We start from the raw sequence: 26,696 nt of genomic DNA, 5'->3' as shown, positions 1-26,696 counted from the left end.
ATAAAATACTATATTTAGACTGTTCTTTAATACATCATTTTTCCGAAATGAGAATAGCTAAAAAATTAAATACTAAAATTAATCCTTTAAGTTTATTCCAATCTTACGGCAGTCTGTTATTTATTTTTTTCCTCTTCAACTTCGGGTTTGCACAAAATAATTCTAAAAAGGACACTACAAATTTCATTTATTATCCTGACAAAATAATGGTCCGTGCCAATTTGAGTACGCAAACCGATACGTATTTTTATACCGCCAAAGAAAGTCAGAATCTCAAAATTGTTCCTAATAATGACTACAAATTATTCCTTACTGTCGATTATAAGTTTATTGGTTTCAGTTATGGATTTTTCCCGAAGTTTTTCGGAGTAAATAATGACAATAGTCTAAAAGGCAAATCTTCCTTTTCTGATTACAACTTCCGTTTGTTTCTAGGACATTGGCTGCAAAACTTTCAATACAGTAAAGTCCGAGGGTACTATGTAGAGAATACAGCCGACTTCGTGCCGGATTGGACAGAAGGAAAAGATCCGTATCTGCAATTTCCAAATCTCAAAAATGAAACTTTTGGCATGTCAACTTCTTATGTTTTTAATCCGAAGTTTTCACTCAAAAGCATTACTTCCTTTACAGAATGGCAAAAGCAAAGCGCCGGAAGTTTTATTCCTACTTTAACATACGATTACAACCGTTTTTCATTCGATCAAAACGGAAATAAAAGCAAAGAAGACAACTATAATATAAGACTGGGATTGAGTTATTTTTATAATTTTATAGTTCATGAGAAGTTTTATATTGCGCCCAATTTAACTCCTTCAGTCGGAGTTCGGTTTTCGAAAAATAAATCTGCAGATACAGACGGAAATACAATTGAGAAAGAGACGTATTTTACACAGTTCCTTGAAGGTGGCATAAAAATGGGCTATAATTCGAACCATATTCTTTTTGGAGCCAGTTTTAATTTTAATGTTAACTGGTACAAAGAAGATCGAAAAAATAGCATTGAGAACAACAAAATATTTGGTCTGTTGTATTTTGGATATCGTTTTGACGCTCCCAATTTTATAGCAAAACCGGCAAAAAAGATTGAAGAAAAAATAAAACTATAAAAATATGAACCTGGAAACTTATTATGAATATTGTCTTTCTAAAAAAGGAGCAACAGAACATTTCCCTTTTGATGAAGATACTTTAGTCTTTAAAGTAGGTGATAAAGTATTTGCTTTAACCTCTTTACAACGATGGGAAAAAAACGAACCAGCTGCAAATTTAAAATGTGATCCTGAGCGCGCACAGGAGCTAAGAGCGGAATATGACGAGATAAATCCCGGGTTTCACATGAATAAAGTGCATTGGAATACGGTTACCTTAAACGGGAATTTACCAACGGGTTTTGTTAAAGAATTAATAGATCATTCCTATGAATTGGTTTTCAAAAGTTTGACCAAGAAAATTCAAAACGAAATTACTGAATTAGAAAATTAGGCATTACATTTGCAGCGTAAGAAAAAAAAACTTAGCAACTCAGTTACTTTGTAACTTAGCAACTTATAACACATGAAAGAACAATTTAAAAAGTTTTTAAACGAAGAACAAGACCCTAAGGCGATTGAAAAAATCACTTCTAAGCTTAACGATTTAATGATGAGAGGCGAAGAAGTAGGTTATATTGCTGTTCAGAAAAAACCGGCAATTACTGTTTTTCCTGATAGTATTGTATTAACAAACAAGAGAATCATTATCTGTAAACCTAAAAACTTAGGTCTTTCTATGGATTTTACAGATTATACCTGGGATGACATTGTCGGGACTTTTGTAAAAGAAAACATTCTGGGTTCAGAGTTTTCTTTTTCTACCAAAACAGATATTCAGGTTTCGATCGATTATATTCCTAAAATTCAGGCTCGTAAAATCTTCACTTACGCTAAAGAGCAATTGGACCTGCTAAAAAATCCGGCTGTTGCAACTCCTGTAGTTGAAACTATTCAAACAGAAGAAGTTGAAATTGAAGAAGAAATCGAAGAAATTGAAACGGAAGAAGTAACTAGTTTTGCAGAAATTATGCCTGCTACTACTCCCTCCTTTACAGAAACTTTTGAGCCAATTCAGCCTCAGGCACCAACGGGAGATCGTAAATTAAGTGAATTGTCTAAGGAAGAACTTTTCGATAAATTACAGAATTATAAAAAATTATTAGACAACGGATTAATCATGCAAGGGGAATACGATACGTTTAAGAAAGAAATTTTGAGTTATATGTAGCATTTGCTTAACCGCAAGGTTCGCAAAGATTTACGCAAGGCTCGCAAAGGTTAAAAAAAAGGAAAGCCCAACATAATATAATGTTGGGCTTTTTATTTTTCATTTATACCGTATTAATGTGAGATCAATACTCAAAAAAAATGGCCACAGATTACAGGATTAAAATGATTTTTTTAATCTGTGTTAATCCTGTAATCTGTGGCAAAAAATTGTAGCTAGTTTTTTTTTAAAGGCTCAAAGTAACAAAGGTCATACTTAGTTTAACAGATTTGAATAAACCTTTGCGAACCTTGCGGTTAAACCACCCTAAAATGTAGCCTTCTGCTTCTCAACAAAATTATGCGCTTGCAGTTCTAACAATTCTGTGGCTTTTTTTCTTTGCAGGTCGTAAAGTTGTTTGTCTTCTGCAATGTCAGCATACACCTTATCGTGCATTTGAGCACTGGTTTTAACCAATAAATCACGTTGGTATTTGTTCTGTGACAAAGTTGCTTTGATCGCTGTTTCGGCTTCTTCTTGTTTAAAATCAAATTCTCCTTTTGGAGATAATAATTTAGCTATAATCGGAGAAGTTTCAATCGCCAGGAACAGCAACATTATAAAAAATGACGGTAGCCAAGGTAATTTATTCAAAGCGTTGATACGCGCCATTAAACCATCAAAACCTTCGATGATTGGCTGTGTTTGTGAAACCTTTTTATCTAAATCTGCCTGCAGTTGTTTTCCGGCTTTTTCTTTCTCCGCAATCTTAGCTTCGTTTGTTGCTTTTAGGTCTGCAAATTCTTTTAAAGAGGCATCGTGTTTTTCTCGTTTTTCTTTATAAACCGGACCTTTTCCTAACTTTTTAGTTCCTGTAGTTCCTTCAGCTTCGGTAATATAGGTTGAATATAAGGCGTTTACTTCCTTCTCTTTCTTTACAATATCTGCTTTTAAAGCTGCAATCTCTGCTTTATTTTTATCTAAATCTGATTTGAAATAAGTTCCAATTTGTTTTTTATTGGCTAATTCCATTTCATTTTTTTCTTTCAATAAAACTGTATTGATTTCTTTTTCGAAAATTTTAATCTCCAATGGTTTCGAAATTACAATTGCAATAATGACCGCCAACAAAATTCGAGGTGTCGCCTGTAGAAATTCGTCTAAAAAACGATCTCTCTTTTTGATGGTCGAAACAATAAAACGGTCTAAATTGAAAATTAGTAAACTCCAGACAAATCCAAAAATTAAGGCCGGATAAATAGAGTCAAAAACGGTAAAAAGCGCATAAGCACTGGCCAGAAAAGCCATAACTGCGGTAAAAAAAACGGTAGCTCCAATACCTACATATTTGGTTTGTTCACCTTCTGAACAACCGTCCAGAAGGTCTCGGTCGACTCCTGAACAAAGGATAAAAAATTGCTTTAACATGATTGATGATTTTTGATTGTGATTGATACGGCAAATTTAGCGCCAATTTTTTGATTCTCATGTAAATAGTCCATTTGTTTTTGTCTGATTCGCTTGTAAATCCTACAAATGAAATGTTATTTTAACTTTAATAGGTTTTTCCTTTTTACTGGAAATCATAACACTATGTTAATTTTTTTCCATGTGTTTAATAATACTAAGGTTTTAGTTTCGCAACTAAAATCAAACCAAAAAAAACACAATGAAAAACTTCTATTTAGTAGTAACACTCTTTCTATTAACCCTAGCAGGTTATGCTCAGAAAGCGATAATATCCGGAAAGGTATTAGATGCTGATGACAAACTTCCCTTGCCCGGAGCAATGATTCAAATTGTAGGCGAAAACAAATACACCGTTTCTGATTACAATGGTCGTTTTGAATTACTTAATATAAATGCAGGTACTTATCAGGTTTTAGTAAAATACATTGGATATACTTCCATTACTCATGAAATTACAGTACAACAAGGAAAAAACAACGTTCTTGATTTCGCCCTTAAAACTTCGGGAACAGAATTGAATGAAGTGGTTGTGGGAGACATTTTGAAGGGTCAGGCCAAAGCTTTAAATCAGCAAAAAAACAACAAAAATATAGGAAACGTAATCTCCTCGGATCAAATGGGTCGTTTTCCCGATGCCAACGTAGGAGACGCTTTAAAACGTGTTCCCGGTATCACCATGCAAAATGATCAGGGTGAAGCCCGTAATATTATCATTAGAGGTCTAGCTCCATCACTGAACTCGGTAACATTAAACGGTGACCGAATTCCATCAGCTGAAGGAGACAACAGAAACGTACAAATGGATTTGATTCCATCTGATATGATTTCTACGATTGAAGTCAACAAAACACTAACTTCTGATATGGATGCAGATGCTATCGGAGGTTCGGTAAATTTAATTACAAGAGCCACTCCAAACGGTGAAAGAATCTCTGCAACTCTTGCCGGCGGCTATCTACCAATACGCGAGCACGCAAGTTATACAGCAGGTTTAGTATACGGAAACAGACTTTTCGATAATAAACTTGGTCTCGTTTTTAGTGGTTCTTATAATAATGTAGATTATGGTTCTGATAATATCGAAAACGAATGGGTAAAAGATGATTTCGGAAATCAATATTTACAGGCATCTGAAATTAGAAAGTACGATGTACAACGCATTCGTCGCAGCGGATCTGTTGCGTTAGATTATAAATTTGATGAAAACAACACCATTTTTGCCAATGCCATTTACAACTGGAGAGACGATCGTGAAAACCGTTTCAGAACTACTTACGATGATATTGAACCTATTTATAATGGGGAACAAATTACTGGTTTTGAAGGCCGTGTAAAACGCCAAACAAAAGGTGGAGTTGACAACAACAGAAACAAAAACACACGATTAGAAGACCAACGCGTACAGAATTATTCTATTCGCGGAGAGCATTTAATCAATTCTAAATTAGATTTGGATTGGTCTGCCAATTATGCCAAAGCGAGAGAATATCGTCCGGGTGAACGTTATATCGAATACCGCCAGAAAGGTCTTGAAATGACCGAAGATTTATCGGATTTGAGATTTCCTTTAATCACAACAAGCGGAGAAGCGCTAGATAAATTCAAATTTGATTCGGTTACAGAAAACACAGACGATACCAGCGAAAGTGAATTTGGTGCCAAAGTAAACATTCGTTTTCCTTTTACAATTATTCCTTCGCAAAAAGGAAGACTTAGAACCGGACTTCGACTACGTTTAAAAGAAAAAAAGAGAGATAATATTTTCTTCTCCTACGAACCTACAGGTGACGGAATGGAATTACTATCCGGAATCCCAACAAGTTCTTTTGATGGTAAAAACTTCAATCCGGGAAGCAAATATGTTCCGGGAACTTTTGCATCGGCAAACTTTTTAGGAAGTCTTGATTTAAACAATCCTTCTTTATTCGACAAAGAAGCTGACGCCGCAGAATATCTGGCAGTAAACTATAATGCTAAAGAAAATATTTATGCAGCTTACGTAAGATGGGATCAGGATTTTAATGATAAATTATCAATGGTTTTAGGTTTTCGTGTAGAGAATACGCACATCGATTATACCGGAAATCGTGTTCTTGACGAAGAAGAATTAGAAAGCAAAATCAACAATACCAATTCCTACACAAACGTATTACCAAGTATTTCTTTCCAATACAATGCCACTAAAGATTTGGTTTTAAGAGCTGCTGCTACAACGGCTTTGGCAAGACCTAATTATTATGCCTTAGCTCCTTATGTAAACAATATTGCAGCAGACAAAGCAATTACAGCCGGAAACCCGGATCTTGATGTCACTTACTCCTATAACTATGATTTCATGGCAGAGAATTATTTCAAATCTGTGGGATTAATTTCGGGAGGTGTTTTCTACAAAAAGCTAAATGATTTCATTTACAACTACAGCGACAATCAATATACAGCTGCAAAATTCGCAAATGATTTCCCGAATCAAATAAACCCAATTCCGGTTGGCGAAAACTGGTCATTTGTACAATCTAGAAACGGAGACAATGTGGATGTTTATGGTTTTGAAGTTGCTTTTCAACGTCAGTTAGATTTCTTGCCTGGAAAATTCCTTAAAGGTTTTGGTATCTATTTGAACTATACCTACACCAAATCTAAAGCAAAAGGAATTGCTGACGAAGATGGAAACGAAAGAAACAACATTAGCCTTCCGGGAACAACTCCACATATGTTTAACGGGTCATTATCTTGGGAAAACAAACGTTTTTCTGCCAGAGTTTCCACCAACTTTACATCGGATTATTTAGACGAGCTGGGTTCAGAATCGTACAAAGACAGTTATTATGACAAACAACTTTTTGTTGACGCTAATGCTTCTTTCAAAATTACACCTAAACTGCGTCTTTTTGCCGAAGCCAACAATTTAACTAACCAACCATTGCGCTATTATCAAGGAATTGAAGCGCATACCAAACAAGTAGAATACTATCAAGCCAGATATAATTTTGGTTTGAAGTTAGACTTGTAATAATCCATATATATAATTCTTAAATTAGACAGAGTTTAACCGCTCTGTCTAATTGCATTTAAAAAAACAAACAAAATGAAAAATATATCAGCACTGACTTTTTTACTTTTTACACTTTTATGCATCGCTTGCAAAGACGACAAATTAGCGCCTGTCGCTAAAAATGCAGTAAAACCAACCGTTACGACAGAAGCTTTACCACATGACACAGATGATCCTTCTATTTGGATTCACCCGACAGATTCTTCAAAAAGTATTATTATAGGAACAGATAAAGACACTGATGGCGCTTTGTATGCTTTTGATTTGAATGGAAAAATTCTAAAAAAATCAATTCCTTTAAAAAGACCAAACAATGTTGATATCGCTTACGGTTTATTAATTGATGGTAAAAAAGTAGATATTGCCGTTACTACAGAACGTGAAAGTAACAAAATAAGAATCTTTAGTTTACCAAATTTAGAGCCAATTGATAATGGTGGAATCCCTGTTTTTGAAGGCGAAAATTTAAGAGATCCAATGGGAGTTGCGTTATACACACGTCCAAGCGACAAGAAGATTTTTGCTGTTGTAGGAAGAAAATCAGGACCATCAGGAAGTTATTTATGGCAATATGAACTTTCTGCTTCCGGAAAAACAGCAACTGCCAAAGTAGTTCGAAAATTTGGAGCCTACAGTGGAAAAAAAGAAATTGAAGCCATCGCAATTGACAACGAATTAGGAACTATTTTATACTGTGACGAACAATTCGGAATCAGAAAGTACAAAGCAGACCCCGCCTTAAAGGACAACAAAGAACTGACTCTTTTTGGAAAAACCGGATTCAAAGCAGATAATGAAGGAATCGCAATTTATAAAAAAACAGACTCGACAGGTTACATCTTAGTATCCAACCAACAAGCAAATACTTTTATGGTTTATCCAAGAGAAGGTGCCAACGGAAATCCAAACGAATATCCTTTATTAGCAGAAATCCCAACCTCAACAATTGAATGCGACGGAGCAGATGCCACTAGTGCAAACTTAGGCGGAAAATTTAAAAACGGCCTCCTGGTAGCCATGAGCAACGGAATGACCTTTCATTACTATACCTGGGATTTGATGCAACAACGTATTGATAAAGCCGGAAAATAGTTTTCAGTCGCAGTCGCAGTTTTCAGTTTTTACCCGGAACTGAAAACTGTGACCGAAAACTGAGACAAAAACAAAAAAGCTGTTCATAACGAACAGCTTTTTTAAAATTTGAATTAGTAATTTTCCTTATTCTGTAATCGGTGCACCAGCCAAAATTTCGGCATTGGCAAATTCTTCAAATTTGGCAAAATTAGCTTTGAATTTCTGAGCTAATTCAATTGCTTTTTTATCGTATAAATCTTTGTCTTCCCAAGTGTTTCTAGGGTTAAGAATTTCATTTGGAACATTTGGACAAGTTTGCGGTTTTGCAATTCCAAAAATCTCATGATTCTCAAAAGCAACGTTGTCTAATTCACCGTTTAATGCTGCAGTGATCATTGCACGAGTGTATTTTAATTTCATACGGCTTCCTGTTCCGTATGCTCCACCTGTCCAACCTGTATTGATCAACCAAACTTTTACGTCTGCGTCTTTCATTTTTTTAGTTAACATTTCTGCGTAACGTGTTGGGTGTAACGGCATAAATGGCGCTCCAAAACAAGCTGAGAAATTAGGTTGTGGCTCTGTAACTCCTGCTTCAGTTCCGGCAACTTTAGCCGTATATCCTGAAATAAAGTGGTAAGCAGCCTGACCTGGAGTTAATTTTGAGATTGGAGGCAAAATTCCGAAAGAATCTGCCGTCAAAAAGAATATATTTTTAGGATTATGTCCTATAGATCCCGGTTGAATGTTATCGATGTGTGTGATTGGATAACTTACACGTGTATTTTGTGTAATTGAAACATCATCAAAATCTACTTCATTTGTTCCAGCTTTGAAAACAACATTTTCTAAAAGCGCTCCTTTTTTGATTGCTCTAAAGATATCCGGTTCGTTTTCTTCTGTTAAATTAATAACTTTAGCATAACAACCTCCTTCAAAGTTAAAAACAGAATTTTCGCCAGTCCAACCGTGCTCATCATCTCCGATTAACTTACGTTGCGGATCTGCTGATAAAGTTGTTTTTCCTGTTCCGGACAATCCGAAGAAAATTGCTGTGTCTCCTGCTTCACCAACATTGGCGCTACAGTGCATTGGTAATGTATTTTTGAAAACCGGTAAAATGAAATTTAAAGCAGAGAAGATTCCCTTTTTCATTTCTCCTGTGTATCCTGTACCACCAATAAGTGCTATTTTTTTAGTGAAATCTAAAATAGCAAAATTAGACTGACGTGTTCCGTCTACAGCAGGATCTGCCATAAAACTTGGCGCACAAACTACAGTCCATTCCGGGCTAAAGTTAGCTAATTCTGACTCTTCCGGTCTTAAAAACATATTGTAACAAAACAAGTTAGACCAAGCCGTTTCTGTTACTACACGAACATTTAATCTATAATTTGCATCAGAACAAACATAAGAATCTCTAACAAAAACTTCTTTATTAGATAAAAACTGTGTTACTTTATTATATAGTTTTTCGAAAGCTTCAGAAGAAAACGGGATATTTACTTTTCCCCACCATACCTGATCTTCGGTAATACTGTCCTTTACGATAAAACGATCCTGAGGAGATCGACCTGTGAACTCGCCTGTATTAATTGCCAATGCTCCAGTAGAGCTCTCAACACCTTGGCCTGACTGCAAAGTAATCGCATGCAATTCATCAGCTGATAATTGATAGCGAACTTTTGCATTTTCAATTCCTAGTTCCTTTAACGAAATCGATTGCGTGTAAAGTGTGTTAGCGTCCATAAATTTTGTTGTTGTGTATGTTTCTTTTTTTAGTGAACAAACATAATTTTTACTTTGATTCTTAAGCAGTTATACTTTTGAAATCCGAATTGTTATATTTTTTACCAATACAGATAAAAACCAATAAAAATTCACATAAGCAATATCATATGTTATTTATGAGACAAAATTAAAGATTAATTTTTAGATAGAATTTTTTATTCTGAATTTTATGATTTTTTCTTCAAAATAGTAGCAAATAACACCAGCCAGGCTATAATTAATAAAAATCCTCCCAAAGGTGTTGCGAATACTATAATTTTCGAGTCAAAAACAGTGTAGTCTTTTGTAACTAATAAATAGATAGACCCACTAAACAGTAGGACACCAGCGACAGTAAGGTTGTAGATTGTTTTTAAAGTCTTCTCGGCAATCTCTTTTCTGGTTGAAAGAAAAAACAGAAAAAAAGCATGATACATTTGATAACGAACTCCAACTTCAAACGTATTTAATTGATCAACCGATAACCATTTTTTTAACAGATGAGCTCCAAAAGCACCTAAAATAATAGCCACCATCCCTAAAAAAGCACCTGTCAAAACAATTTTTCTTTTCATTTTTTCTATGTTTTTCAATATTCAAACAAAAATACTGCAAACAATCTGAAAAGCTTTTCACTTTTTAAAAATCTTTTTCAATAAAAGGAATTCGGCTGTTTTACTCTTAAAATTAAAAATAAATGATTTTTTTCAACTCTTTATATTGTTATATTTATAACATTTTAATATATTTGTGTTATAAATATAAATTATGAGAAGCATTTTAATTATTGGAGCCGGTCGATCTGCCTCTTCCCTGATCCGTTATTTACTGGCAAAATCTGAAAGCGAAAAGTTACATCTTATTGTAGCCGATTTATCTTTGGCTTTGGCCGAAAAGAAGACGCAGAAACACCCGAATGCCACTCCAATGGCTTTAGATATATTTAATACTGCAGAAAGAAAAGCCGCAATAGAAAAGGCATCTATTGTAATATCGATGTTGCCGGCTCATTTGCATATTGAGATTGCAAAAGATTGTCTTCAATTTAAAAAACATCTTGTTACTGCTTCTTATATCAGCGATGCCATGCAGGCTTTGGACGAAGAAGCAAAAAAGAACAATTTAATTTTCATGAACGAAATTGGTCTTGATCCGGGAATCGACCACATGAGCGCCATGAAAGTAATTGATGAAATCAGATTGAAAGGCGGTAATATGCTGCTTTTTGAATCTTTTTGCGGCGGACTGGTAGCACCCGAATCAGACAATAATTTGTGGAATTATAAATTTACCTGGGCACCAAGAAATGTCGTTTTAGCAGGTCAGGGTGGCGCCGCCAAATTTGTACAGGAAGGCACTTATAAATATATTCCGTATTGTAATTTATTTAGAAGAACTGAATTTCTGGAAGTGGAGGAATACGGAAAATTTGAAGCTTACTCCAACCGTGATTCGCTAAAATACCGCTCTATCTACGGTTTAGATGATATTCTGACTTTGTACAGAGGAACCATCAGAAGAGTTGGTTTTTCTAAAGCCTGGAATATGTTTGTACAACTGGGCATGACGGATGACAGTTATGTGATGGAAGATTCTGAAAACATGAGTTACCGTCAGTTTGTGAATTCTTTCTTGCCGTATCACCCAACCGATTCTGTTGAAATTAAAACACGACTGATCTTAAAAATTGATCAGGACGATATCATGTGGGACAAACTTTTGGAATTGGATTTATTCAATCCGAACAAAAAAATAAACCTGCCCAATGCTACTCCTGCCCAAATCTTAGAAAAAATACTTTCTGACAGTTGGACTTTAGAGCCTGACGATAAAGATATGATTGTAATGTATCACAAATTTGGATACGAACTTAATGGAGAGAAAAAACAAATTGACTCTAAAATGGTTTGTATTGGAGACGATCAGACTTATACAGCTATGGCAAAAACAGTTGGTCTGCCGGTAGCTATGGCCACCTTGTTGATTTTGAATGGAAAAATCACAACACCGGGCGTACAACTTCCTATAAACAAAGAAGTTTATTTGCCAATTTTAAAAGAATTAGAAGAGTATGGTGTCGTTTTTAACGAGCAAACCATGCCTTATTTTGGATATAACCCGGACCTATTCTAGTTTCTGGTTTATTTTTTTTTCGAGATTTTTTTTTTTAGTTTTTAATTTTATCCGCTTCTCTTTTTCAAGAAGCGGATTTTTTTATTCTTACTCTGCCGCCTGAACGGTAATAGGCAAGCTGTACATTACCGCTACCGGCTCCCCATTAACTTTTCCGGGTATCCATTTTGGGCATAATTTAAGCACTCTTATTGCTTCTTCTCCACTTCCGTACCCAATATCTCTCAACAGTTTGAAATCAGCCAAAGTCCCGTCTTTTTCTACCACAAAAGTGACATAAACCCTGCCCTTCAATTTTACATCTGCCGGCGTTGTTGGCATTTTATAATTCTGACCTACAAATTTATAAAATGCTTCAACCCCATCAGGATAAACAGGATTTTCTGTTAAATCAGACGTTTTATAAACAGTCCCTTCTTCTTTTTTTACTTTTTGATTCTTTGGATCGTACAAATCAATTTCAACAGATTCCGGTCCTCCTTTTTCTAGCTTTTTCTCCAATTCCTCATTATTCGGCGGGAATTTCGAATCCGCAAGCACATTCGGAACCGCCTTCTTCTCTGCAAGAGTAAGGTCATTGTATTTTTTCTCTGCTACTACTACTCCTTTGTCATCTTTAATTTTAAAAGTTGTATTATCATAATAAGTAGCAAAAAGACTTGCTTTTTTAGTGGTTTCTTTGCCTGAAGCTGTTTTTGCTTTTACTTCCTGTGCCACTGTTTTAGCACACAAGAGATACACGAGCCCGGTTAGTAATGGCAAAAGAAGCGTCTTTTTAAACAATCCTCTTGAAACTGATGTTGTAGTTGTCATCATAATTAATCTTTTTTTGGTTATAGAATAGTTCAAATTACTGGCCAGGTAATATATCGGACTTTGGTTCGCTTTAGACAGTAATAAATGCTGATAAAACGAAACATTGTTATGTGATTTGACAACTTTACTATCAGCAAGAAATTCGTGATTGAGTTGTATTGCTTTTTTGTAGAAAATAAAAATAGGGTTGAACCAAAAAATCGTTTTAATTAATTCAATCAACAAAACATCCACAGAGTGTTTTTGATTTACATGAATCAGTTCATGGGTAAACAATTCACTTTCAATTTTTTTATTTTGATAGTCTTCTTCATTCACAAAAATTGTATTCAAAAAAGTATAAGGCAGTGTTTGTTCTTTCAACAAAACCAATCTTACATTTTGATATTTTAATACCGAAACTGCATTTGTCTTTTGAATTAATTTATACAAGTTTTTTACAAATCGAAAAAACAAAGCGGCTGTAATTATTCCATACAAAAGCCAACCTATAATCTCGTAAACAGGCGTTTTCTCTTCTACTATTTCTGCTGTCAGTTGTCCGGAAACTGCAACACTATTGGTCGCGACATTCGAAACTTCTCCTATTATCTCGATAGTTACAAACGGAATAACAAACGAAATCAAAAGACTCCCCAACAAGAAAAACCTGTTAAACTGATTAAATTTCTCTTTTTCCAAAAGCAAATAATATACGCCCAGAAGCACACATAATGCGATCGTCGATTTTATAAGAAAGGCTGTCATTTTTTCTTCTTTTGAATTTGTGAATCGATTATTTTCTTAAGCTCCTCCAATTCCGAAGTCGATAAATCGGTTTCTGTCGTAAAAAACGAAGCAAATTGCGAGGCCGAATTATTAAAGAAATTACTAATCAGACCGTTGACATGTTTCGAGAAATAAGCCGTTTTTTTAACCAACGGGTAGTATTCTCTCGAATTTCCAAATTCATTATAAGCAATGAATTTTTTATCAATCATTCGCTTCAGCAAAGTTGCTACTGTTGTTGTGGCCGGTTTTGGTTCCGGATAAGCTTCCAACAAATCTTTCATGAAAGCTTTTTCGAGCTTCCAAAGATGCTCCATTAATTGTTCTTCTGAGTTTGATAGTTGCATAATTATTTAAGATTTTCTAGTTTTTCCAATTCAGGTAATTCTTTTTTATAAGCTTCTAAATTCCAAACGAGACCGACTTTTGGTGCATATTCCGCCATAGTCCCAAGCCCGACTTCGGCACGTCTCTTATCTACATTATCCGGATCAATCATTGGCGAAATATGAGGCTTTCTCGTTGTTCTGTCCATTGAAGTCTGACTTCCGTAAATTTGTTTCCTTCCTTCTCTTAAAGCCACACGATCTTCAAGCAAAGCCAATGAGCCGGCTTTTGCATCTCCTTTTTTAACCGCATCCCGCATCATCGGAAGGTATTTTTGTTGGGTTTTCAAAGGTGCGTGCTGAATAACCAAAAACAAGGTTTGATTCGCTTGTTCACCAACCGTGTTCTTCCCTACCCATCCTCTTTCGTCCAGAATCTTTGCTACTTTAATCAAATTCAGACTATCTTTATAAATCATTATCGTACCAATACTGTCTATCTTTTTCTTGTCAGACTTTTTATCTTTATAAACAACCATAAAGTCTTTTCGAATATCCTGATCTTCATCATAGATCGCAAGCAGCTCTTTCTGTAACGGTTTATCATAATTCGCCTCAATACCATCCATTTTCTTTTGAAACTTCTCAATTAGCTCCTTCCATTCTTTTTGTGAATGCAATACCGTTAAATCTCTGTCCTTTTTTAAATGACCTAAATTCTCGTAACCGTTATCGATTGCCAAATTCAACCATTTAAAGGCACTTTTTGACTCATTTGCCAATGCGGCAGAACAGGCTCCGTTATACAAATGAGCAGACTTTACAGCTTCTTTTTTGAATGCTTTTTCATAAAACCCTACCGAAATTTTATACGCCCCGCCAGCATAACACGAATCGCCTTTACGAACAAAATCGCTATAAGTTTGCGCTTGAAGCAAAATACTATTGAATACAACTAAAATAAAAACAAACCTTTTTTTCATAAACTGAATACTTACTTATTAATTTTTTGTTCTGATACTAATTCTCCGTTTTCGTACTTTTTAATCCCTTTTAACTTTCCTTTATCCGAATAGAATTTCCAATCTCCAAAATAAAACCAATGTGATTGCAAAGCCGTTATTTCCAATTTTGTATTTCCTTTGAACTCTAGTTTTCCGTTTTCATAGTAGTTTTTCACTACACAGATTCCGTTTTTGCATTTCTCCGTTTTATAAATTTTTCCATTTATATAGGTCTTCCACTTTTTTACAGGCTCATCATGCTTGTAATATTCTATAGACTTATATTCAACATTATCCTGAACATAAATATCCATCCACTTCCCTTCCTTCTTTTTATCGATTTTCTGATTAATTGGTGCGGTTTTGCATCCGAGAAATGCAAACAGGAATAATATAAAAAGTGTTTTCTTGTTCATTTTTGCTCTACATTTATAGATGTTGCTCTACAAATGTAGAAATAAAATTTAATTGTGCAAGTTTTCTTTTGAAAAAGATACTGAAGCGCTAAGTTCCTGAGATTCTAAGATCTAAGTAAGACCCTACAAACTCTTGCTGCGGCAAGCCATCGAAATGAAATTCCAAAACTCAAATTCCAAATTCCAAAACTGAGGTTAGGCAACAAAAAAAATCCGCTCATTTCTGAACGGATTCTATTGAATTTATCTTTATCTAAGTTTGACAAAGAGTAGAAATCTAAAATTACTTAGACAGCTCTACAAAATACTTATAAAACAATGGAATAGTTTCGATTCCTTTCAAGTAATTGAAAATTCCAAAATGTTCGTTTGGCGAGTGAATTGCGTCACTATCCAATCCGAATCCCATTAAGATGGTTTTGCTTTTTAGTTCTTTTTCAAACAAAGCTACAATTGGAATACTTCCTCCTGAGCGAACCGGAATTGCAGGAACTCCGAAAGTTTCTGTGTAAGCCATATTTGCTGCTTTATACCCAATACTATCGATTGGCGTAACATATCCTTGACCACCGTGATGCGGCGATACTTTTACAGTAACTCCAGCCGGAGCAATGTTCGTGAAATGTTTAGCAAAAAGTTCTGTGATTTCTTCCCAATCCTGGTTTGGAACTAAACGCATTGAGATTTTTGCGAAAGCTTTGCTTGCAATAACCGTTTTTGCTCCTTCACCTTGGTAACCACCCCAGATTCCGTTTACGTCTAAAGTCGGACGAATTGAATTGCGTTCATTCGTTACATATCCTTTTTCTCCATAAACATCATTTAGGTCTAATGCTTTTTTATATTTTTCTAAACTGAAAGGCGCTTTTGCCATTTCGGCTCTTTCTTCAAGAGATAATTCTTCTACTTTATCATAGAATCCCGGAATGGTAATATGATTGTTCTCATCATGAAGTGAAGCAATCATTTTTGCCAAAACGTTAATTGGGTTTGCTACTGCTCCACCATACAATCCGGAGTGTAAATCACGGTTTGGTCCCGTAACTTCAACTTCTACATAACTCAAACCACGTAAACCTGTAGTAATAGATGGTTGTTGGTTAGAAATCATTCCTGTGTCTGAAATCAGAATCACATCGTTTTTTAGCTTTTCCTGATTGCGTTCTACGAACCAACCTAAACTTTTAGAACCAACTTCTTCTTCCCCTTCGATCATGAATTTTACGTTACAAGGCAAGGTATTGGTTTGTACCATATATTCAAGCGCTTTTACGTGCATGTACATCTGACCTTTGTCATCACAAGCTCCACGTGCGAAAATTGCTCCCTCAGGGTGAATTTCGGTAGTTTTAATAACCGGTTCGAAAGGAGGAGATGTCCATAAATCGATTGGATCCGGTGGTTGAACATCATAATGTCCGTACACTAAAACTGTAGGCAGATTTGGGTCGATTATTTTCTCCCCATAAATGATTGGATAACCCGGAGTGTCGCAAATTTCGACTAAATCACAGCCTGCTTTTGTTAAACTTTCCTTAACAGCTTCCGCCGTATCGATAACATCTTGCGAATATGCAGTGTCGGCACTTACCGACGGAATTTTCAATAATTCGATCAACTCATTGATAAAGCGATCCTTATGTTGTTGAACGTAAGCCTTAATATTTTCCATTTAAATGATTTTTATAGAAATTCAAAAGTAGCAAAAAAAAAAGATTATTTTTTTTTGAAAAAAGGCTTTGAATATTCGAAGTTATGTCTATCTTTGCACCCACAATTGAGCGGATATGGTGAAATTGGTAGACATGCCAGACTTAGGATCTGGTGCCGCAAGGCGTGTAGGTTCGAGTCCTATTATCCGCACTGAAAAAGCTTCTGAGAAATCAGAAGCTTTTTTGTTTTATGGAGGTTTTGGTTTTTCGCCAACCTAAAAATGGATCAACACGAAAAATCTCGCAAAGTCACAAAGACGCAAAATTTAACGGATCAACACGAAAATGTTTATCCTTTTGACAAAGGAGAAATGACACGGCACTTAAGACCTCGTTTATCTTACTCAAACTCTAAATAAGGGTCTAAAACTTCTGCCAATTCATTTAACCAAACAACTATATTCAAAACCGACTACTTCTATTTGCTAAAAATGTAAGAATTTAAAATAAATTAACAAGTAAAAAATGTTTTTAAAAATAGAACTATCTATCTTTATGCCATTATATAAAACTCATTTTAAAAGGTTTAAACACTTTGAATACTCTTCCAATATATGCCACTGAACGAACTGAAGCTGAAATAAAAATTAGATATTTATTTGCCAGTGTTGGCGAAAAAACTATTGTTAAAGCAATTGAATACTCGCCCGTAACTATTATAGACTCAAAAACTGTTTATAATCTGGGATTCGGAGATTATGATGAAGACAAGGGTACAATTATTGACAATATTAATAGCAATAATGGAGATATCTATATTGTATTTAATACGGTCTTAAGTACTATTCCAAGTTTTTTCGAAACTAATCCTGACGCAGTAATTATAGTAAGTGGTAGTGACAGTCATGAGAATTTTATAAATGATTGTCTTCCGAAGTGCACAAAAAAATGTACAGATAAATGCAAAAATCATCAAAGAAGAATAAAAACATATCGATACTATGTAGACAAAAATTTCGATGAACTCTCTGAAAGTTTTACTTTTTTTGGACGTAACAAAACCAAAGAAAACCTATTTGTACAATATATTCCAAACCAAGATTACGACGACATTTTGGTTTATAAGAAAAAATAATCTAATTTTACCTGTAGTTAAAGTGCTCTTTTTTAACCAAATACTAATAACTAAACAATCATGAAAACAATTAAAACAACCTTAAAAGCTTCTAAAGTTATTGTTGCATCTGCTGCAACTAAAGAAAAAATTACTGAAACTGCCAACACTCTTAAAGGAAAAGAATTGTTTACGGATAAAATAGAATTAGCAAAGAAAAACTTAACCGATTTAAAGTCGCTACCTATTTAATACAAACAATCAAAGTGAAATAGAAAAAAGTCGATTTAGAGAGCTAAATCGACTTTTTTATGTTTTACCATAGACAATTATCCGCACTGAAAAAGCTTCTGAGAAATCAGAAGCTTTTTTGTTTTATGCAGGTTTTGGTTTTTCGTAAACTTCCAATACTTTAAAATACTCTAAGAATAAATCTGACAGGTTTCAAAAACCTGTCAGATTTACTTCTGGAAAACCGAGGAAATGATTTTATATAAGGAACGAGAAATCACGTTCGCAACTCGACAAAGATTGGCGACTTACTATACGGAATTCCTTGTGTGATTTCTCCTTCGTCGAAATGACACGGTGTGTAAAACCTCTGTTACTTTACTCAATCTATAAATAAGGATCTAAAACTTCTGTCAATTCATTAAGCCAATAAAAATCGTCCTTAAGATTGGTTTTTTCAAATGGAAAGACTTCACTTTCCTCCAATACGCTCAAAGCAATTAAATACTTAAATCGTCGTATGGTCTTTGCCATATCTTTCGGATCTATTTTGTTTGTAAAAAAATCTGTTAGTCTGGTCTCGACTTCTGAAAGGTTACTTGTAATCATAATTTTAAATTTTAGTTTGAATAATATCTAGACGCCAAAATTCACAAGATTTATTTTTCAATTGGGTACATATATGTGTCTAACTCTATTTTACTTTTTCGTATAAAACATCTTTAAGATCATTGACCTCTAAAACTTTCAACTACACAGAAGCACATCTAACTCTTTAAAAAAACTAAGTACACCATGACAACACCCCAACAAAACGTTAAAAAATAGAAAATCAGAAAGAAAAAACTTTAGAAATCAAATTTATCTTATATTTGTATCAAATAATTAATTATCTGAATATCATGGGAGGAGACGCTTAAATATAAGAAAAAACTGTAGTTTTGTAAGAAACTGCATTTATGAGTTATAAAAACTTCACTACAACTATCTGTAGTATTTTTTCAGGAAAATTTGCCTTTTTTGCTTCTTTGGCATCAATATTAGGGCTTGTTTTTTTATTTATTGCCAACAAACTGGCAATATTCATTGCATTGGCATTCTTCTGCTTAATGCTTTTAACTTTTACAATCTATCTCATCTACACACTTTACAAAGTCTTAGATATAAAACAGACTGACCACGAGAATAGATCTACATTTATTAAATACGAAACACTTGACGGAAATTGTATAACATACGAAACCTACAAACTAATACAAGTAAAAAAACCTGTGCTCACTGAAATGGATTACAATTTTAAATGGACAGGCACTCATTTACCAAAAATAACATCTGACCTACAAGAAGTCATCAACATTGTAGATGAACACGACCCAACAAAGTACGACAGAGCCTTATTAAAGTTTAAAAAACCAATATACTATAATCAAAGTTGTGTACTACATTTTAAAGCCATACTGGATGATGTAGACAAAGTTTCATTACCACACGTTGAGACAAGAATAACCAGTGAAGTTGACATTATACATTATAGAATAATCCTCAAAAACAAACCTTTAGAATTTTCGAAAAATGCAATTTTAGAAAAAAGAAAAATAACCTCCGCAATAAATGCTTCTTTCGAAAAAATAAAAGAAATTTCCTTTGACAGCACCACCAAAAGTTACGAATATCATTTACTGAATCCTGAAATTGGGTATTACTACAGAATTAGCTGGAAGAAATAACAATAACATTCTATCACAGCTATTGTAACCCAAACACAAGTCTAACACCGAAAAAACAAATTAATAATCTATAAATACTTAATCAACTTAGACGCTCATCATTCTTCTGATCTTGGAATTTGGAATTCCCAACCCTATCCGATCCAAACCTTACTCTTAACCAAATTCACGGTCTGTTTCAGATGCTGATTGAACGCAATCAAAACGATCAAAACCAACAAACCATAACCCACAATCGTATAAATTTCCATATCTGCCAGTAAAGTCGATTGTTTAGCTACAGTACCAAAAATCTTTTTTATAGCTAATGTATTGGCATTTTCTGCCGTATATCCTTTTGCTATAAAACTCTGTGTTGTTTTGGCAATTACCTCCTGTGTTTCGGTGCTATTATCGGTTACAAACTGACTTAATTTCAAGAAGTGTTTTTTGCTTAAAAATGCCATCGCATTCTGCATAATACAAAAACCAATGGTACTACCCCAGAAACGTCCTGAAACCCCAATAATTCCTGATGACGCAGCCATTTTAGGCGGCACTGATGATGTTGTGAACAAAATCAAAGGCACAAACAAAAGTCCAACTCCGATTCCTTGCAAAACATACGGAATTATAATATCACTCAAAGCAACGTCGGGCACAAAAAGAAACGTGAACCAAAAATGAAACAAGGCTATAAGCGAAAAACCGATTAAAAAAATATACTTTGTGGATATTGATTTTATCAAAAAGAAAGCCGCCAGAATTAATCCGATTACATTTCCCAGTCCGTTAATGTATTGCACTCCGGCCACGCGGGACGGATCCCAATTCCAAATCTGGAACATAGCAGCATGACAAAGACTAAGCGTTGCTCTGCTGATATAAAAAAGGAAAAACAATAAAAATCCGATTCGAAGATTGGCATATTTAAAAACTTCGAAGTTAAAACTCGGTCGTTTTACCGAAAGCTCTTTAAAAACAAACAAACCCGCCGTAATCAAAGCAATCATCAACATAAGAATCATTTGAGACGATTCAAACCAGTATTTTTTCTCCGCATACACAAAAAAATAAGCTCCTGTGAGAATTGCTGTCAACACCAAAACATAACTTATCCAATCGATCTGATATAGCGGAATTTTCTTTGTGATCCGATGACCTTTAAACGTAATCCAAATCAAAAAGACATTCAAAACTTGCAGCATTCCCGAAACGTACAACATGTATTTCCAGTCGTAATGATCCAGAAACCAAACGGCAATATTCATAATAAATGGCGTAGACAATAATAACGCTCCATAATAAAAGGAGAATCCAATTACAATTGCATTTTTAGAATTAAAACGTCCTATCAACAATTGTCTAATAGTAATTACGGGTAACGCCATTAGAATTCCTTCGAAGACCCTGAGTAGCAAAAAAACAGTAAAATTAGTAACGTATGCTGACGAAACTATCGTAATTCCCACCAAGGAATAAACCGCCATAAGGTAGTTTTTGGTCGGAAAAAAACTGGAAAATCGGGCTTCAATCAAAATTGTTGCCAGCAAGGTTCCGTAGGTCACACACATTGCGAACTGCAAATCTTCGGGTTCAATATCCAGAAAACTTGCCGCATAGGTTACGTTTGAAGTATACACTCCAAGCAAAATCATTGAATGCAGTAAACAAACAAACAGAATAATTACAATTGCCCAATTGGGAACCCAGGATTTAAAAATGTCTTGGTCATTCATTTTAATCGTGTTGAGCAATAACGGTTGTATTCATTCCGGCTCTTAGAAAATCTGTTTGCGCATCGTTCTCCTGAAGTTTTATTTTTACTGGAATTCTTTGTTCAATTTTCACAAAATTTCCGGTAGCGTTATCCGGTGGCAATAATGAAAATCGCGCGCCACTTGCAGGTGACAACGAGGTAATCACCCCAACAAAATCTCTTCCTTTTACCGCATCTGCTTTAACAGTGACTTGCTGTCCTACTTTTAAGTATTGCAGTTGTGTTTCTTTAAAATTTGCTGTCACCCATTTTTCTTTACTCACAATCGCAACCAACGATTGCCCTTCTTTAATCAGTTGTCCGGGCTGAATTGTTCTTTTTCCAACCCAACCGTCATAAGGCGCAGTAACAACCGTATAAGACAAATACAAAGCCGCATTGTCTGCGATTGCTTGCTTCGAATGAATCACAGTTGTCGCAGTAGGAACATTTGCCGCTGCCTGAGAAGTACTTAAACTTGCCAATTGAATTCGGTTTTTGATCTCCTGACAATGCGCCTGAGCCAATTCGTAATCTGCTTTCACTTTTTCTAATTGTTGTTGCGTTGCCGCTTCTTCTTTTACCAAAGCTCTGTATCGATCGTACTCTGATTTTGCCTTCCATAAATCGGTTTTCGCAGCCAATAATTGCGATTCACTAATCGCCGAAGTCCCAGATGTTGTTTTCACATTTTTTTCGGCAACAACACTATTTTGTTTCGCATTTTGAACATCGGCCAAAGCCACATCCAACTTTGATTTATATTCTCTGTTATCTACCACAACCAGCGTATCGCCTTTATGTACCAACTGATTTTCTTCGTAACGAACTTCCTGAACATAACCTGTAATTCGGGACATAATCGGGGTAACATATTGCTCTATTTGTGCATCGTTGGTTTCTTCGTGGCTTTTAGTAAAAACATAAAACCAAATTCCCAAACTAATTCCGCTCACAATAAGCACAATTGCTACTAATTTTACAAAAACATGAAAAAACGCACCGGTCTTTTTTCCTTTATTTGCCATAAATTCTATTCCTAATTTTTATTGAATTTTAAACTCTTCTTTTAGCATTCCTGCCGTGCGCAACAATTCGTAATGTTTCATTGCCGCGTCAATACGGGTTGAAATTTTATTGAATTTAGCTTGTAATAAAGCATTATCTGCATCGACCATTTCGGTCACCAAAACCAACTGATTGAAGTATTTCAGTTTTACAATTCGGTAATTCTCATTAGCCAGTTCCAAAGCCTTATCGACCACTTTAAATCTTTCGAGGATTTCCTGATATTGGGTATGGTTTCTATACAATTCGTCTTTTACCTTGTCTTTTACAATTTCGGATTGCAGGACCTGCCACTGAATTTTGGTATTCGCGATCTCTACTTTGGTTCTGTTTTTATACAGCCCCGAAAGATCAAAACTGGCTGCGATACCAACCTGTCCCAATGAATACAGATACGGATCTGGCGGGAAGAACTTATAATTCGGATAGTTTAAACTGTAATTTCCAAAGAAATGAATACTTGGGTAATAATTCCCTTTTACCAAATTCAATTCTGTTTTTTTGACTGCAAGTTCCTGACTGGAAATCCTCATTTCTTCGTTTTGCAAAGCATGAGTCATATAAGAGTCATACGGATCAATACTGTTCATTTCATCAATATCCGCCGTTGTATCAATAGCGATTTCCTGCTCTTCGGATACTTGAAGCAGCGTTTTGAAATCATGAAGTGCAATTTTGATATTTTTAGAATTTGTCAGCGCATTCAATTCCCGATCCGAGAGTTGCAACTCAGCGCGAATCACTTCGTTTTTAGTTACCGTACCGTGTTTTTGCAGCGATTGAACTTCTTTGAGTCGGTTGTATTCTTCTTTGATATTCTCTTCAATGATTTTCTGAAGTTGCATCATTTTGTAAATCCCCAAATAGGTTCCAATGACTTCTAATTGAATATCATTTTCTGATTTCTCCTTTTTTATAAGGGCGATTTTACTTTCCTGATTGGCAATCTTAATAGCATTGTTGATTTTATTCCCAACATAAATTGGCATTTTAACCGCAGTACCAACCTGATAGATTTCAGGAATTGTATTGGTAACTTCTTTGTCTTTCAGGAATCCCCCTTTGAATTCTGTTAAATTGGTGATTCGGGAATACATTCCGTTCAATTCAACTTCAGGTAAACGAAGTTCTTTGTTTTCTTTAATATTTTCTTCTGAAAGCGTAACTTCAAGATTGGATTTGAGAATATTTCTGTTGTGCTCTCTGGCTATTTTAATTGCTTCTTTTAATGAAATCGTAGCAACCTGCTGAGCGTATGAAGTGGTAAATCCTATAAAAAAAAGAAACAAAGTCAATCTTTTAAGGGATTTTTCCGGTGTGGAAATCGGTTTTATAAGGAACATGAATACATAAAATAAATTATGGTGCAAAGTTCCTGCATTTTTTTAATGACTGATACTTCTAAAAAGTCAATAACATATTCATTTCGGACATTTCCAAAAATTCTTATTTTAAGCGAAACCGTTTTTAAACTATTGAAAAATAATGCGCTAAACTCTCACGCAGATTTGGCAGATTAAGCAGATCCTTTTAATCTTACTAAAGGCGGAACTTTGCGGTCTGAGATGTTAGTAACCAACCAGGATTCTTCCTCTTCCAAATATTCAAATGCGATTTCTCCTTCGTCGAAACAATAAAAATCCGCCCAATCTGCTAAATCTGCGTGAAACTTCTCTCGCAGATTTAGCAGATTTTTTTTAATCTTACTAAAGGCGGAACTTTCCGGTGTGATATATTAGTAACCAACCAGAATTCTTCCTCTTCCAAATACTGGATGCGATTTCTCCCTTCATCGAAACAATAAAAATCCGCCCAATCTGCTAAATCCGCATGAAACATTCCCTACCTAGTTCGTACCAAAATCTCCTCACCCCCCAGATAATCGGACGGGCGTTGTCCTAAAATCTTAAAAAAAGTATTGCTAAACGTGGGAACACTATTATAGCCCACTTCCTGAGCCACTTCTTTTACAGAAAGCTTTCTTTCTAATAAAAGCTCAATTGCTTTTAAGATTCTCCTGATTGTATAATATTGAATGAATGACATCTTAAGATCCTTTTGAAACAAGCGATACAAAGAGCGTTCGCTATACCCAAATTCGTGCGCAACCTCAGCAAACAAAATGGTTTCTCCCAGATTGTTTTCTATGTGTCGCAGAATTTTACCCAATCGCGGGTCTTTAGGCAAAGGCAATTCTAAAGGTAAATTAATCAGACAGATTTGAGGAAGAATCGCTTTTATCGCTTTGGCAATTACAAAATTTGGACTTCCATCCTTAAGATCACCGTTCCATTGATTCGTAAAAAGCATCATTTGAAGCAGCAGATTATTTACGGGATAGATTCCTTCATTTTGATAAAAATCATTTTCGTTCTTTTCAACAGGGAAATATAAATTTCGCATCATCACATTTTCAGATTTTGGATGAATGCTGTGCTCTACTCCACCCGGAATCCATATAAAATGTCGTGCGGGTAAAAAATAGGTTTTGGTTTCGGTAGTAACAAACACCACATCACCTTCGGCATAAAGCAACTGTGCTTTGTCATGTTTATGCGTCGGAACAAATAATTCGCCCATTACATCATGATGACAGTAAATGCTTTTTTGATCGGCATCTACTTTTTTGATGTAATACTTATCTACTTTATGATTTGTTTGTTCCATCGAAAAATAAAGATTTCAACCGCAAGAAGCACAAAGGAAAAATTGCAAGGTTCACAAAATACAACCATTACAGCTTTACAAACTTGTTTAAATCCAAACGCTTTTTGCAGTTTAATTTATTACCTATTAAATATAAGGAAGAAAATGAGACGATCGAAAGTACTAAAAATAAAAAAGCCTTTCCGTTAAGAAAGGCTTCTTCCAATATTGCGGTCTGGACGGGACTCGAACCCGCGACCCCATGCGTGACAGGCATGTATTCTAACCAACTGAACTACCAAACCAACTGCGTTATTGTGGGTGCAAAACTACGACAGAAGTTCTGATTTCACAAGCTTTTTCACGTTTTTTAAACAAATAAAAATGTTAATTTTTCGAACACCCTGATAATTAGATTCGTTGAAATTAAAATCCCAATCTTTTAAAATCCCAAATTCCAATTTTGGGGATGAAAAGTCTTCTTTTTTACGCTGTAAATGTTTTTTTTTACCATATAAGTGATGTAAGTTCATTTGAAAATTTTCTTGTTTGCGTGCTTTGCGCAATCTTTGCGGAACTGGCGGTTAAGATTTCCGCACAATTTTGGGTTTTGGAATTTTAAAAGATTGTGATTTATAGAAACAAATAATTCTCTTCACCATATAAGTGATGTAAGTTCATTTAATCCAAATTACGCAATAGAAACTTGAAAGGAATAAATCTGCGTTTGCTGAGCTTGTTTTTGCGGAGTTTCTTGCGGAGATTTCTCCTTCGTCGAAAGGACAAACCGTGTGTGTGTCTTTTTTTTAGACAAACTAAATCTGCGTGCAAAAAATTAGTCATAAAATTAAAAGGATTCATATTGCTACAATTAAACTTTGCGAACCTAGCGGTTAAAATTTCGACACAATATTGGGTTTTGGAATTTTAAAAGATTGGAATTTCTAAGATAAATAATTCTCTTCACCATATAAGTGATGTAAGTTCATTTAATCCAAATTACACAATAGAAACTTGAAAGGAATAAATCTGCGTTTGCTGAGCTTGTTTTTACGGAGTTTCTTGCGGAGATTTCTCCTTCGTCGAAAGGACAAACCGTGTGTGTGTCTTTTTTAGATAAACTAAATCTGCGTGCAAAAAATTAGTCATAAAATTAAAAGGATTCATATTGCTACAATTAAACTTTGCGAACCTAGCGGTTAAAATTTCGACACAATTTTGGAATTTGGGATTTCAAAAGATTGGAATTTATAAAACAAATTATTCTCTTCACCATATAAGTGATATAAGTTCATTTAATCCAAATTACGCAATAGAAACTTCAAAGGAATAAATCTGCGTTTGCTGAGCTTGTTTTTACGGAGTTTCTTGCGGAGATTTCTCCTTCGTCGAAAGGACAAACCGTGTGTGTGTCTTTTTTAGATAAACTAAATCTGCGTGCAAAAAATTA

The 26,696-nt window shown here is 34.9% G+C and carries 22 protein-coding genes and 2 tRNA genes; 10 read left to right on the top strand and 14 right to left on the bottom strand.

The genetic code is table 11. The features are described 5' to 3' along the window. Positions 1 to 47 precede the first annotated feature (47 nt). From ACHRV5_RS08850 to ACHRV5_RS08840, 3 genes are all read left to right on the top strand, one after another. On the top strand, positions 48 to 1,109 hold the full coding sequence (locus tag ACHRV5_RS08850) for a DUF4421 family protein (RefSeq protein ID WP_395426503.1): 1,062 nt from the start codon (positions 48 to 50) through the stop codon (positions 1,107 to 1,109). Positions 1,110 to 1,113: 4 nt separating this feature from the next. Continuing rightward, positions 1,114 to 1,485 (top strand): MmcQ/YjbR family DNA-binding protein, encoded by a 372-nt coding sequence (locus tag ACHRV5_RS08845; RefSeq protein WP_395426502.1) that lies wholly within the window; start codon positions 1,114 to 1,116, stop codon positions 1,483 to 1,485. Between the two features lie 72 nt (positions 1,486 to 1,557). Continuing rightward, entirely contained in the window at positions 1,558 to 2,262 is a 705-nt protein-coding gene (locus ACHRV5_RS08840) for a PH domain-containing protein (RefSeq protein ID WP_395426501.1), read from the top strand. Positions 2,263 to 2,568: 306 nt separating this feature from the next. On the opposite strand, the gene ACHRV5_RS08835 is transcribed toward ACHRV5_RS08840, so the two are convergent. Further along, positions 2,569 to 3,669 carry a DUF4407 domain-containing protein gene (locus ACHRV5_RS08835; protein ID WP_395426500.1) on the bottom strand — a complete coding sequence of 367 codons (1,101 nt, stop codon included), beginning with the start codon at positions 3,667 to 3,669 and terminating at the stop codon, positions 2,569 to 2,571. 241 nt (positions 3,670 to 3,910) lie between these two features. On the opposite strand from ACHRV5_RS08835, the gene ACHRV5_RS08830 reads away from it, so the two are divergent. Both ACHRV5_RS08830 and ACHRV5_RS08825 read left to right on the top strand, forming a co-directional pair. After that, complete coding sequence (locus ACHRV5_RS08830; protein WP_395426499.1) at positions 3,911 to 6,721, top strand: TonB-dependent receptor; 2,811 nt, start codon at positions 3,911 to 3,913, stop codon at positions 6,719 to 6,721. Between the two features lie 75 nt (positions 6,722 to 6,796). Then, entirely contained in the window at positions 6,797 to 7,855 is a 1,059-nt protein-coding gene (locus tag ACHRV5_RS08825) for a phytase (protein ID WP_395426498.1), read from the top strand. Positions 7,856 to 7,981: 126 nt separating this feature from the next. Here the strand turns inward: ACHRV5_RS08825 and pckA are convergent, their stop codons facing one another. Both pckA and ACHRV5_RS08815 read right to left on the bottom strand, forming a co-directional pair. Then, positions 7,982 to 9,586 (bottom strand): phosphoenolpyruvate carboxykinase (ATP), encoded by a 1,605-nt coding sequence (gene pckA / locus ACHRV5_RS08820; protein ID WP_230004346.1) that lies wholly within the window; start codon positions 9,584 to 9,586, stop codon positions 7,982 to 7,984. 209 nt (positions 9,587 to 9,795) lie between these two features. After that, positions 9,796 to 10,182: a DUF423 domain-containing protein gene (locus ACHRV5_RS08815; RefSeq protein WP_047777732.1), complete on the bottom strand. Its 387-nt coding sequence runs from the start codon at positions 10,180 to 10,182 to the stop codon at positions 9,796 to 9,798. A 193-nt stretch (positions 10,183 to 10,375) separates the two neighbouring features. On the opposite strand from ACHRV5_RS08815, the gene ACHRV5_RS08810 reads away from it, so the two are divergent. Further along, positions 10,376 to 11,740 carry a saccharopine dehydrogenase family protein gene (locus ACHRV5_RS08810; RefSeq protein ID WP_395426497.1) on the top strand — a complete coding sequence of 455 codons (1,365 nt, stop codon included), beginning with the start codon at positions 10,376 to 10,378 and terminating at the stop codon, positions 11,738 to 11,740. An 87-nt stretch (positions 11,741 to 11,827) separates the two neighbouring features. Here ACHRV5_RS08810 and ACHRV5_RS08805 read toward each other — a convergent pair whose 3' ends face one another. From ACHRV5_RS08805 to ACHRV5_RS08785, 5 genes are all read right to left on the bottom strand, one after another. Then, positions 11,828 to 13,303, bottom strand: a complete 1,476-nt coding sequence (locus tag ACHRV5_RS08805) for a M56 family metallopeptidase (RefSeq protein WP_395426496.1) — start codon at positions 13,301 to 13,303, stop codon at positions 11,828 to 11,830. Then, positions 13,300 to 13,671, bottom strand: a complete 372-nt coding sequence (locus tag ACHRV5_RS08800) for a BlaI/MecI/CopY family transcriptional regulator (RefSeq protein WP_205625362.1) — start codon at positions 13,669 to 13,671, stop codon at positions 13,300 to 13,302. Before ACHRV5_RS08800 ends, ACHRV5_RS08805 begins: the two co-directional genes overlap by 4 nt. Before the next feature lie 2 nt (positions 13,672 to 13,673). Then, the gene (locus ACHRV5_RS08795; RefSeq protein ID WP_395426495.1) at positions 13,674 to 14,633 is read right to left on the bottom strand and encodes a DUF6624 domain-containing protein; all 960 of its coding nucleotides are present in this window, start codon (positions 14,631 to 14,633) and stop codon (positions 13,674 to 13,676) included. 11 nt (positions 14,634 to 14,644) lie between these two features. Further along, positions 14,645 to 15,070: a hypothetical protein gene (locus ACHRV5_RS08790; RefSeq protein WP_395426493.1), complete on the bottom strand. Its 426-nt coding sequence runs from the start codon at positions 15,068 to 15,070 to the stop codon at positions 14,645 to 14,647. Between the two features lie 283 nt (positions 15,071 to 15,353). Then, positions 15,354 to 16,742, bottom strand: a complete 1,389-nt coding sequence (locus tag ACHRV5_RS08785) for a dipeptidase (RefSeq protein ID WP_395426492.1) — start codon at positions 16,740 to 16,742, stop codon at positions 15,354 to 15,356. A 109-nt stretch (positions 16,743 to 16,851) separates the two neighbouring features. Between ACHRV5_RS08785 and ACHRV5_RS08780 the strand changes: the two genes are divergently transcribed. The 3 genes from ACHRV5_RS08780 (at position 16,852) to ACHRV5_RS08770 (ending at position 18,088) form a co-directional block, all read left to right on the top strand. Next, a tRNA-Leu gene (locus tag ACHRV5_RS08780) sits at positions 16,852 to 16,933 on the top strand. Positions 16,934 to 17,317: 384 nt separating this feature from the next. Then, positions 17,318 to 17,857, top strand: a complete 540-nt coding sequence (locus ACHRV5_RS08775; protein WP_047777721.1) for a DUF6934 family protein — start codon at positions 17,318 to 17,320, stop codon at positions 17,855 to 17,857. 60 nt (positions 17,858 to 17,917) lie between these two features. Next, on the top strand, positions 17,918 to 18,088 hold the full coding sequence (locus tag ACHRV5_RS08770) for a hypothetical protein (RefSeq protein WP_395426491.1): 171 nt from the start codon (positions 17,918 to 17,920) through the stop codon (positions 18,086 to 18,088). 366 nt (positions 18,089 to 18,454) lie between these two features. On the opposite strand, the gene ACHRV5_RS08765 is transcribed toward ACHRV5_RS08770, so the two are convergent. Further along, on the bottom strand, positions 18,455 to 18,676 hold the full coding sequence (locus ACHRV5_RS08765; RefSeq protein WP_395426490.1) for a hypothetical protein: 222 nt from the start codon (positions 18,674 to 18,676) through the stop codon (positions 18,455 to 18,457). Between the two features lie 350 nt (positions 18,677 to 19,026). Between ACHRV5_RS08765 and ACHRV5_RS08760 the strand changes: the two genes are divergently transcribed. After that, a complete protein-coding gene (locus ACHRV5_RS08760) occupies positions 19,027 to 19,794 on the top strand; it encodes a hypothetical protein (protein ID WP_395426489.1) in 768 nt (255 codons plus the stop codon). Between the two features lie 134 nt (positions 19,795 to 19,928). Here ACHRV5_RS08760 and ACHRV5_RS08755 read toward each other — a convergent pair whose 3' ends face one another. The 5 genes from ACHRV5_RS08755 to ACHRV5_RS08735 all read right to left on the bottom strand — a co-directional run bounded on the left by ACHRV5_RS08755 (position 19,929) and on the right by ACHRV5_RS08735 (position 25,551). Next, complete coding sequence (locus ACHRV5_RS08755) at positions 19,929 to 21,512, bottom strand: MFS transporter (protein ID WP_395426488.1); 1,584 nt, start codon at positions 21,510 to 21,512, stop codon at positions 19,929 to 19,931. 1 nt (position 21,513) lies between these two features. Then, positions 21,514 to 22,560, bottom strand: coding sequence for an HlyD family secretion protein (locus ACHRV5_RS08750; protein WP_395426487.1), 1,047 nt, complete (start codon positions 22,558 to 22,560; stop codon positions 21,514 to 21,516). Positions 22,561 to 22,578: 18 nt separating this feature from the next. Next, positions 22,579 to 23,889: a TolC family protein gene (locus ACHRV5_RS08745; RefSeq protein WP_395426485.1), complete on the bottom strand. Its 1,311-nt coding sequence runs from the start codon at positions 23,887 to 23,889 to the stop codon at positions 22,579 to 22,581. A gap of 553 nt (positions 23,890 to 24,442) precedes the next feature. After that, complete coding sequence (locus tag ACHRV5_RS08740; protein WP_047777711.1) at positions 24,443 to 25,267, bottom strand: AraC family transcriptional regulator; 825 nt, start codon at positions 25,265 to 25,267, stop codon at positions 24,443 to 24,445. 210 nt (positions 25,268 to 25,477) lie between these two features. Further along, positions 25,478 to 25,551, bottom strand: a tRNA-Asp gene (locus ACHRV5_RS08735). Positions 25,552 to 26,696: the final 1,145 nt, after the last annotated feature.

It is taken from the genome of Flavobacterium sp. FlaQc-52, from assembly GCF_044007495.1.
Taxonomy (GTDB): domain Bacteria; phylum Bacteroidota; class Bacteroidia; order Flavobacteriales; family Flavobacteriaceae; genus Flavobacterium; species Flavobacterium cupriresistens.
The sequence above is the reverse complement of the archived record's forward strand: the minus strand, read 5'-3'. Positions and strand labels throughout refer to the sequence as shown.

Coding starts and splice junctions, on each gene's coding strand:
- ACHRV5_RS08850 (WP_395426503.1), top strand. CDS start 48: ATGAGAATAGCTAAAAAATTAAATACTAAAATTAATCCTTTAAGTTTA.
- ACHRV5_RS08845 (WP_395426502.1), top strand. CDS start 1,114: ATGAACCTGGAAACTTATTATGAATATTGTCTTTCTAAAAAAGGAGCA.
- ACHRV5_RS08840 (WP_395426501.1), top strand. CDS start 1,558: ATGAAAGAACAATTTAAAAAGTTTTTAAACGAAGAACAAGACCCTAAG.
- ACHRV5_RS08835 (WP_395426500.1), bottom strand. CDS start 3,669: ATGTTAAAGCAATTTTTTATCCTTTGTTCAGGAGTCGACCGAGACCTT.
- ACHRV5_RS08830 (WP_395426499.1), top strand. CDS start 3,911: ATGAAAAACTTCTATTTAGTAGTAACACTCTTTCTATTAACCCTAGCA.
- ACHRV5_RS08825 (WP_395426498.1), top strand. CDS start 6,797: ATGAAAAATATATCAGCACTGACTTTTTTACTTTTTACACTTTTATGC.
- pckA (WP_230004346.1), bottom strand. CDS start 9,586: ATGGACGCTAACACACTTTACACGCAATCGATTTCGTTAAAGGAACTA.
- ACHRV5_RS08815 (WP_047777732.1), bottom strand. CDS start 10,182: ATGAAAAGAAAAATTGTTTTGACAGGTGCTTTTTTAGGGATGGTGGCT.
- ACHRV5_RS08810 (WP_395426497.1), top strand. CDS start 10,376: ATGAGAAGCATTTTAATTATTGGAGCCGGTCGATCTGCCTCTTCCCTG.
- ACHRV5_RS08805 (WP_395426496.1), bottom strand. CDS start 13,303: ATGACAGCCTTTCTTATAAAATCGACGATCGCATTATGTGTGCTTCTG.
- ACHRV5_RS08800 (WP_205625362.1), bottom strand. CDS start 13,671: ATGCAACTATCAAACTCAGAAGAACAATTAATGGAGCATCTTTGGAAG.
- ACHRV5_RS08795 (WP_395426495.1), bottom strand. CDS start 14,633: ATGAAAAAAAGGTTTGTTTTTATTTTAGTTGTATTCAATAGTATTTTG.
- ACHRV5_RS08790 (WP_395426493.1), bottom strand. CDS start 15,070: ATGAACAAGAAAACACTTTTTATATTATTCCTGTTTGCATTTCTCGGA.
- ACHRV5_RS08785 (WP_395426492.1), bottom strand. CDS start 16,742: ATGGAAAATATTAAGGCTTACGTTCAACAACATAAGGATCGCTTTATC.
- ACHRV5_RS08770 (WP_395426491.1), top strand. CDS start 17,918: ATGAAAACAATTAAAACAACCTTAAAAGCTTCTAAAGTTATTGTTGCA.
- ACHRV5_RS08765 (WP_395426490.1), bottom strand. CDS start 18,676: ATGATTACAAGTAACCTTTCAGAAGTCGAGACCAGACTAACAGATTTT.
- ACHRV5_RS08760 (WP_395426489.1), top strand. CDS start 19,027: ATGAGTTATAAAAACTTCACTACAACTATCTGTAGTATTTTTTCAGGA.
- ACHRV5_RS08755 (WP_395426488.1), bottom strand. CDS start 21,512: ATGAATGACCAAGACATTTTTAAATCCTGGGTTCCCAATTGGGCAATT.
- ACHRV5_RS08750 (WP_395426487.1), bottom strand. CDS start 22,560: ATGGCAAATAAAGGAAAAAAGACCGGTGCGTTTTTTCATGTTTTTGTA.
- ACHRV5_RS08740 (WP_047777711.1), bottom strand. CDS start 25,267: ATGGAACAAACAAATCATAAAGTAGATAAGTATTACATCAAAAAAGTA.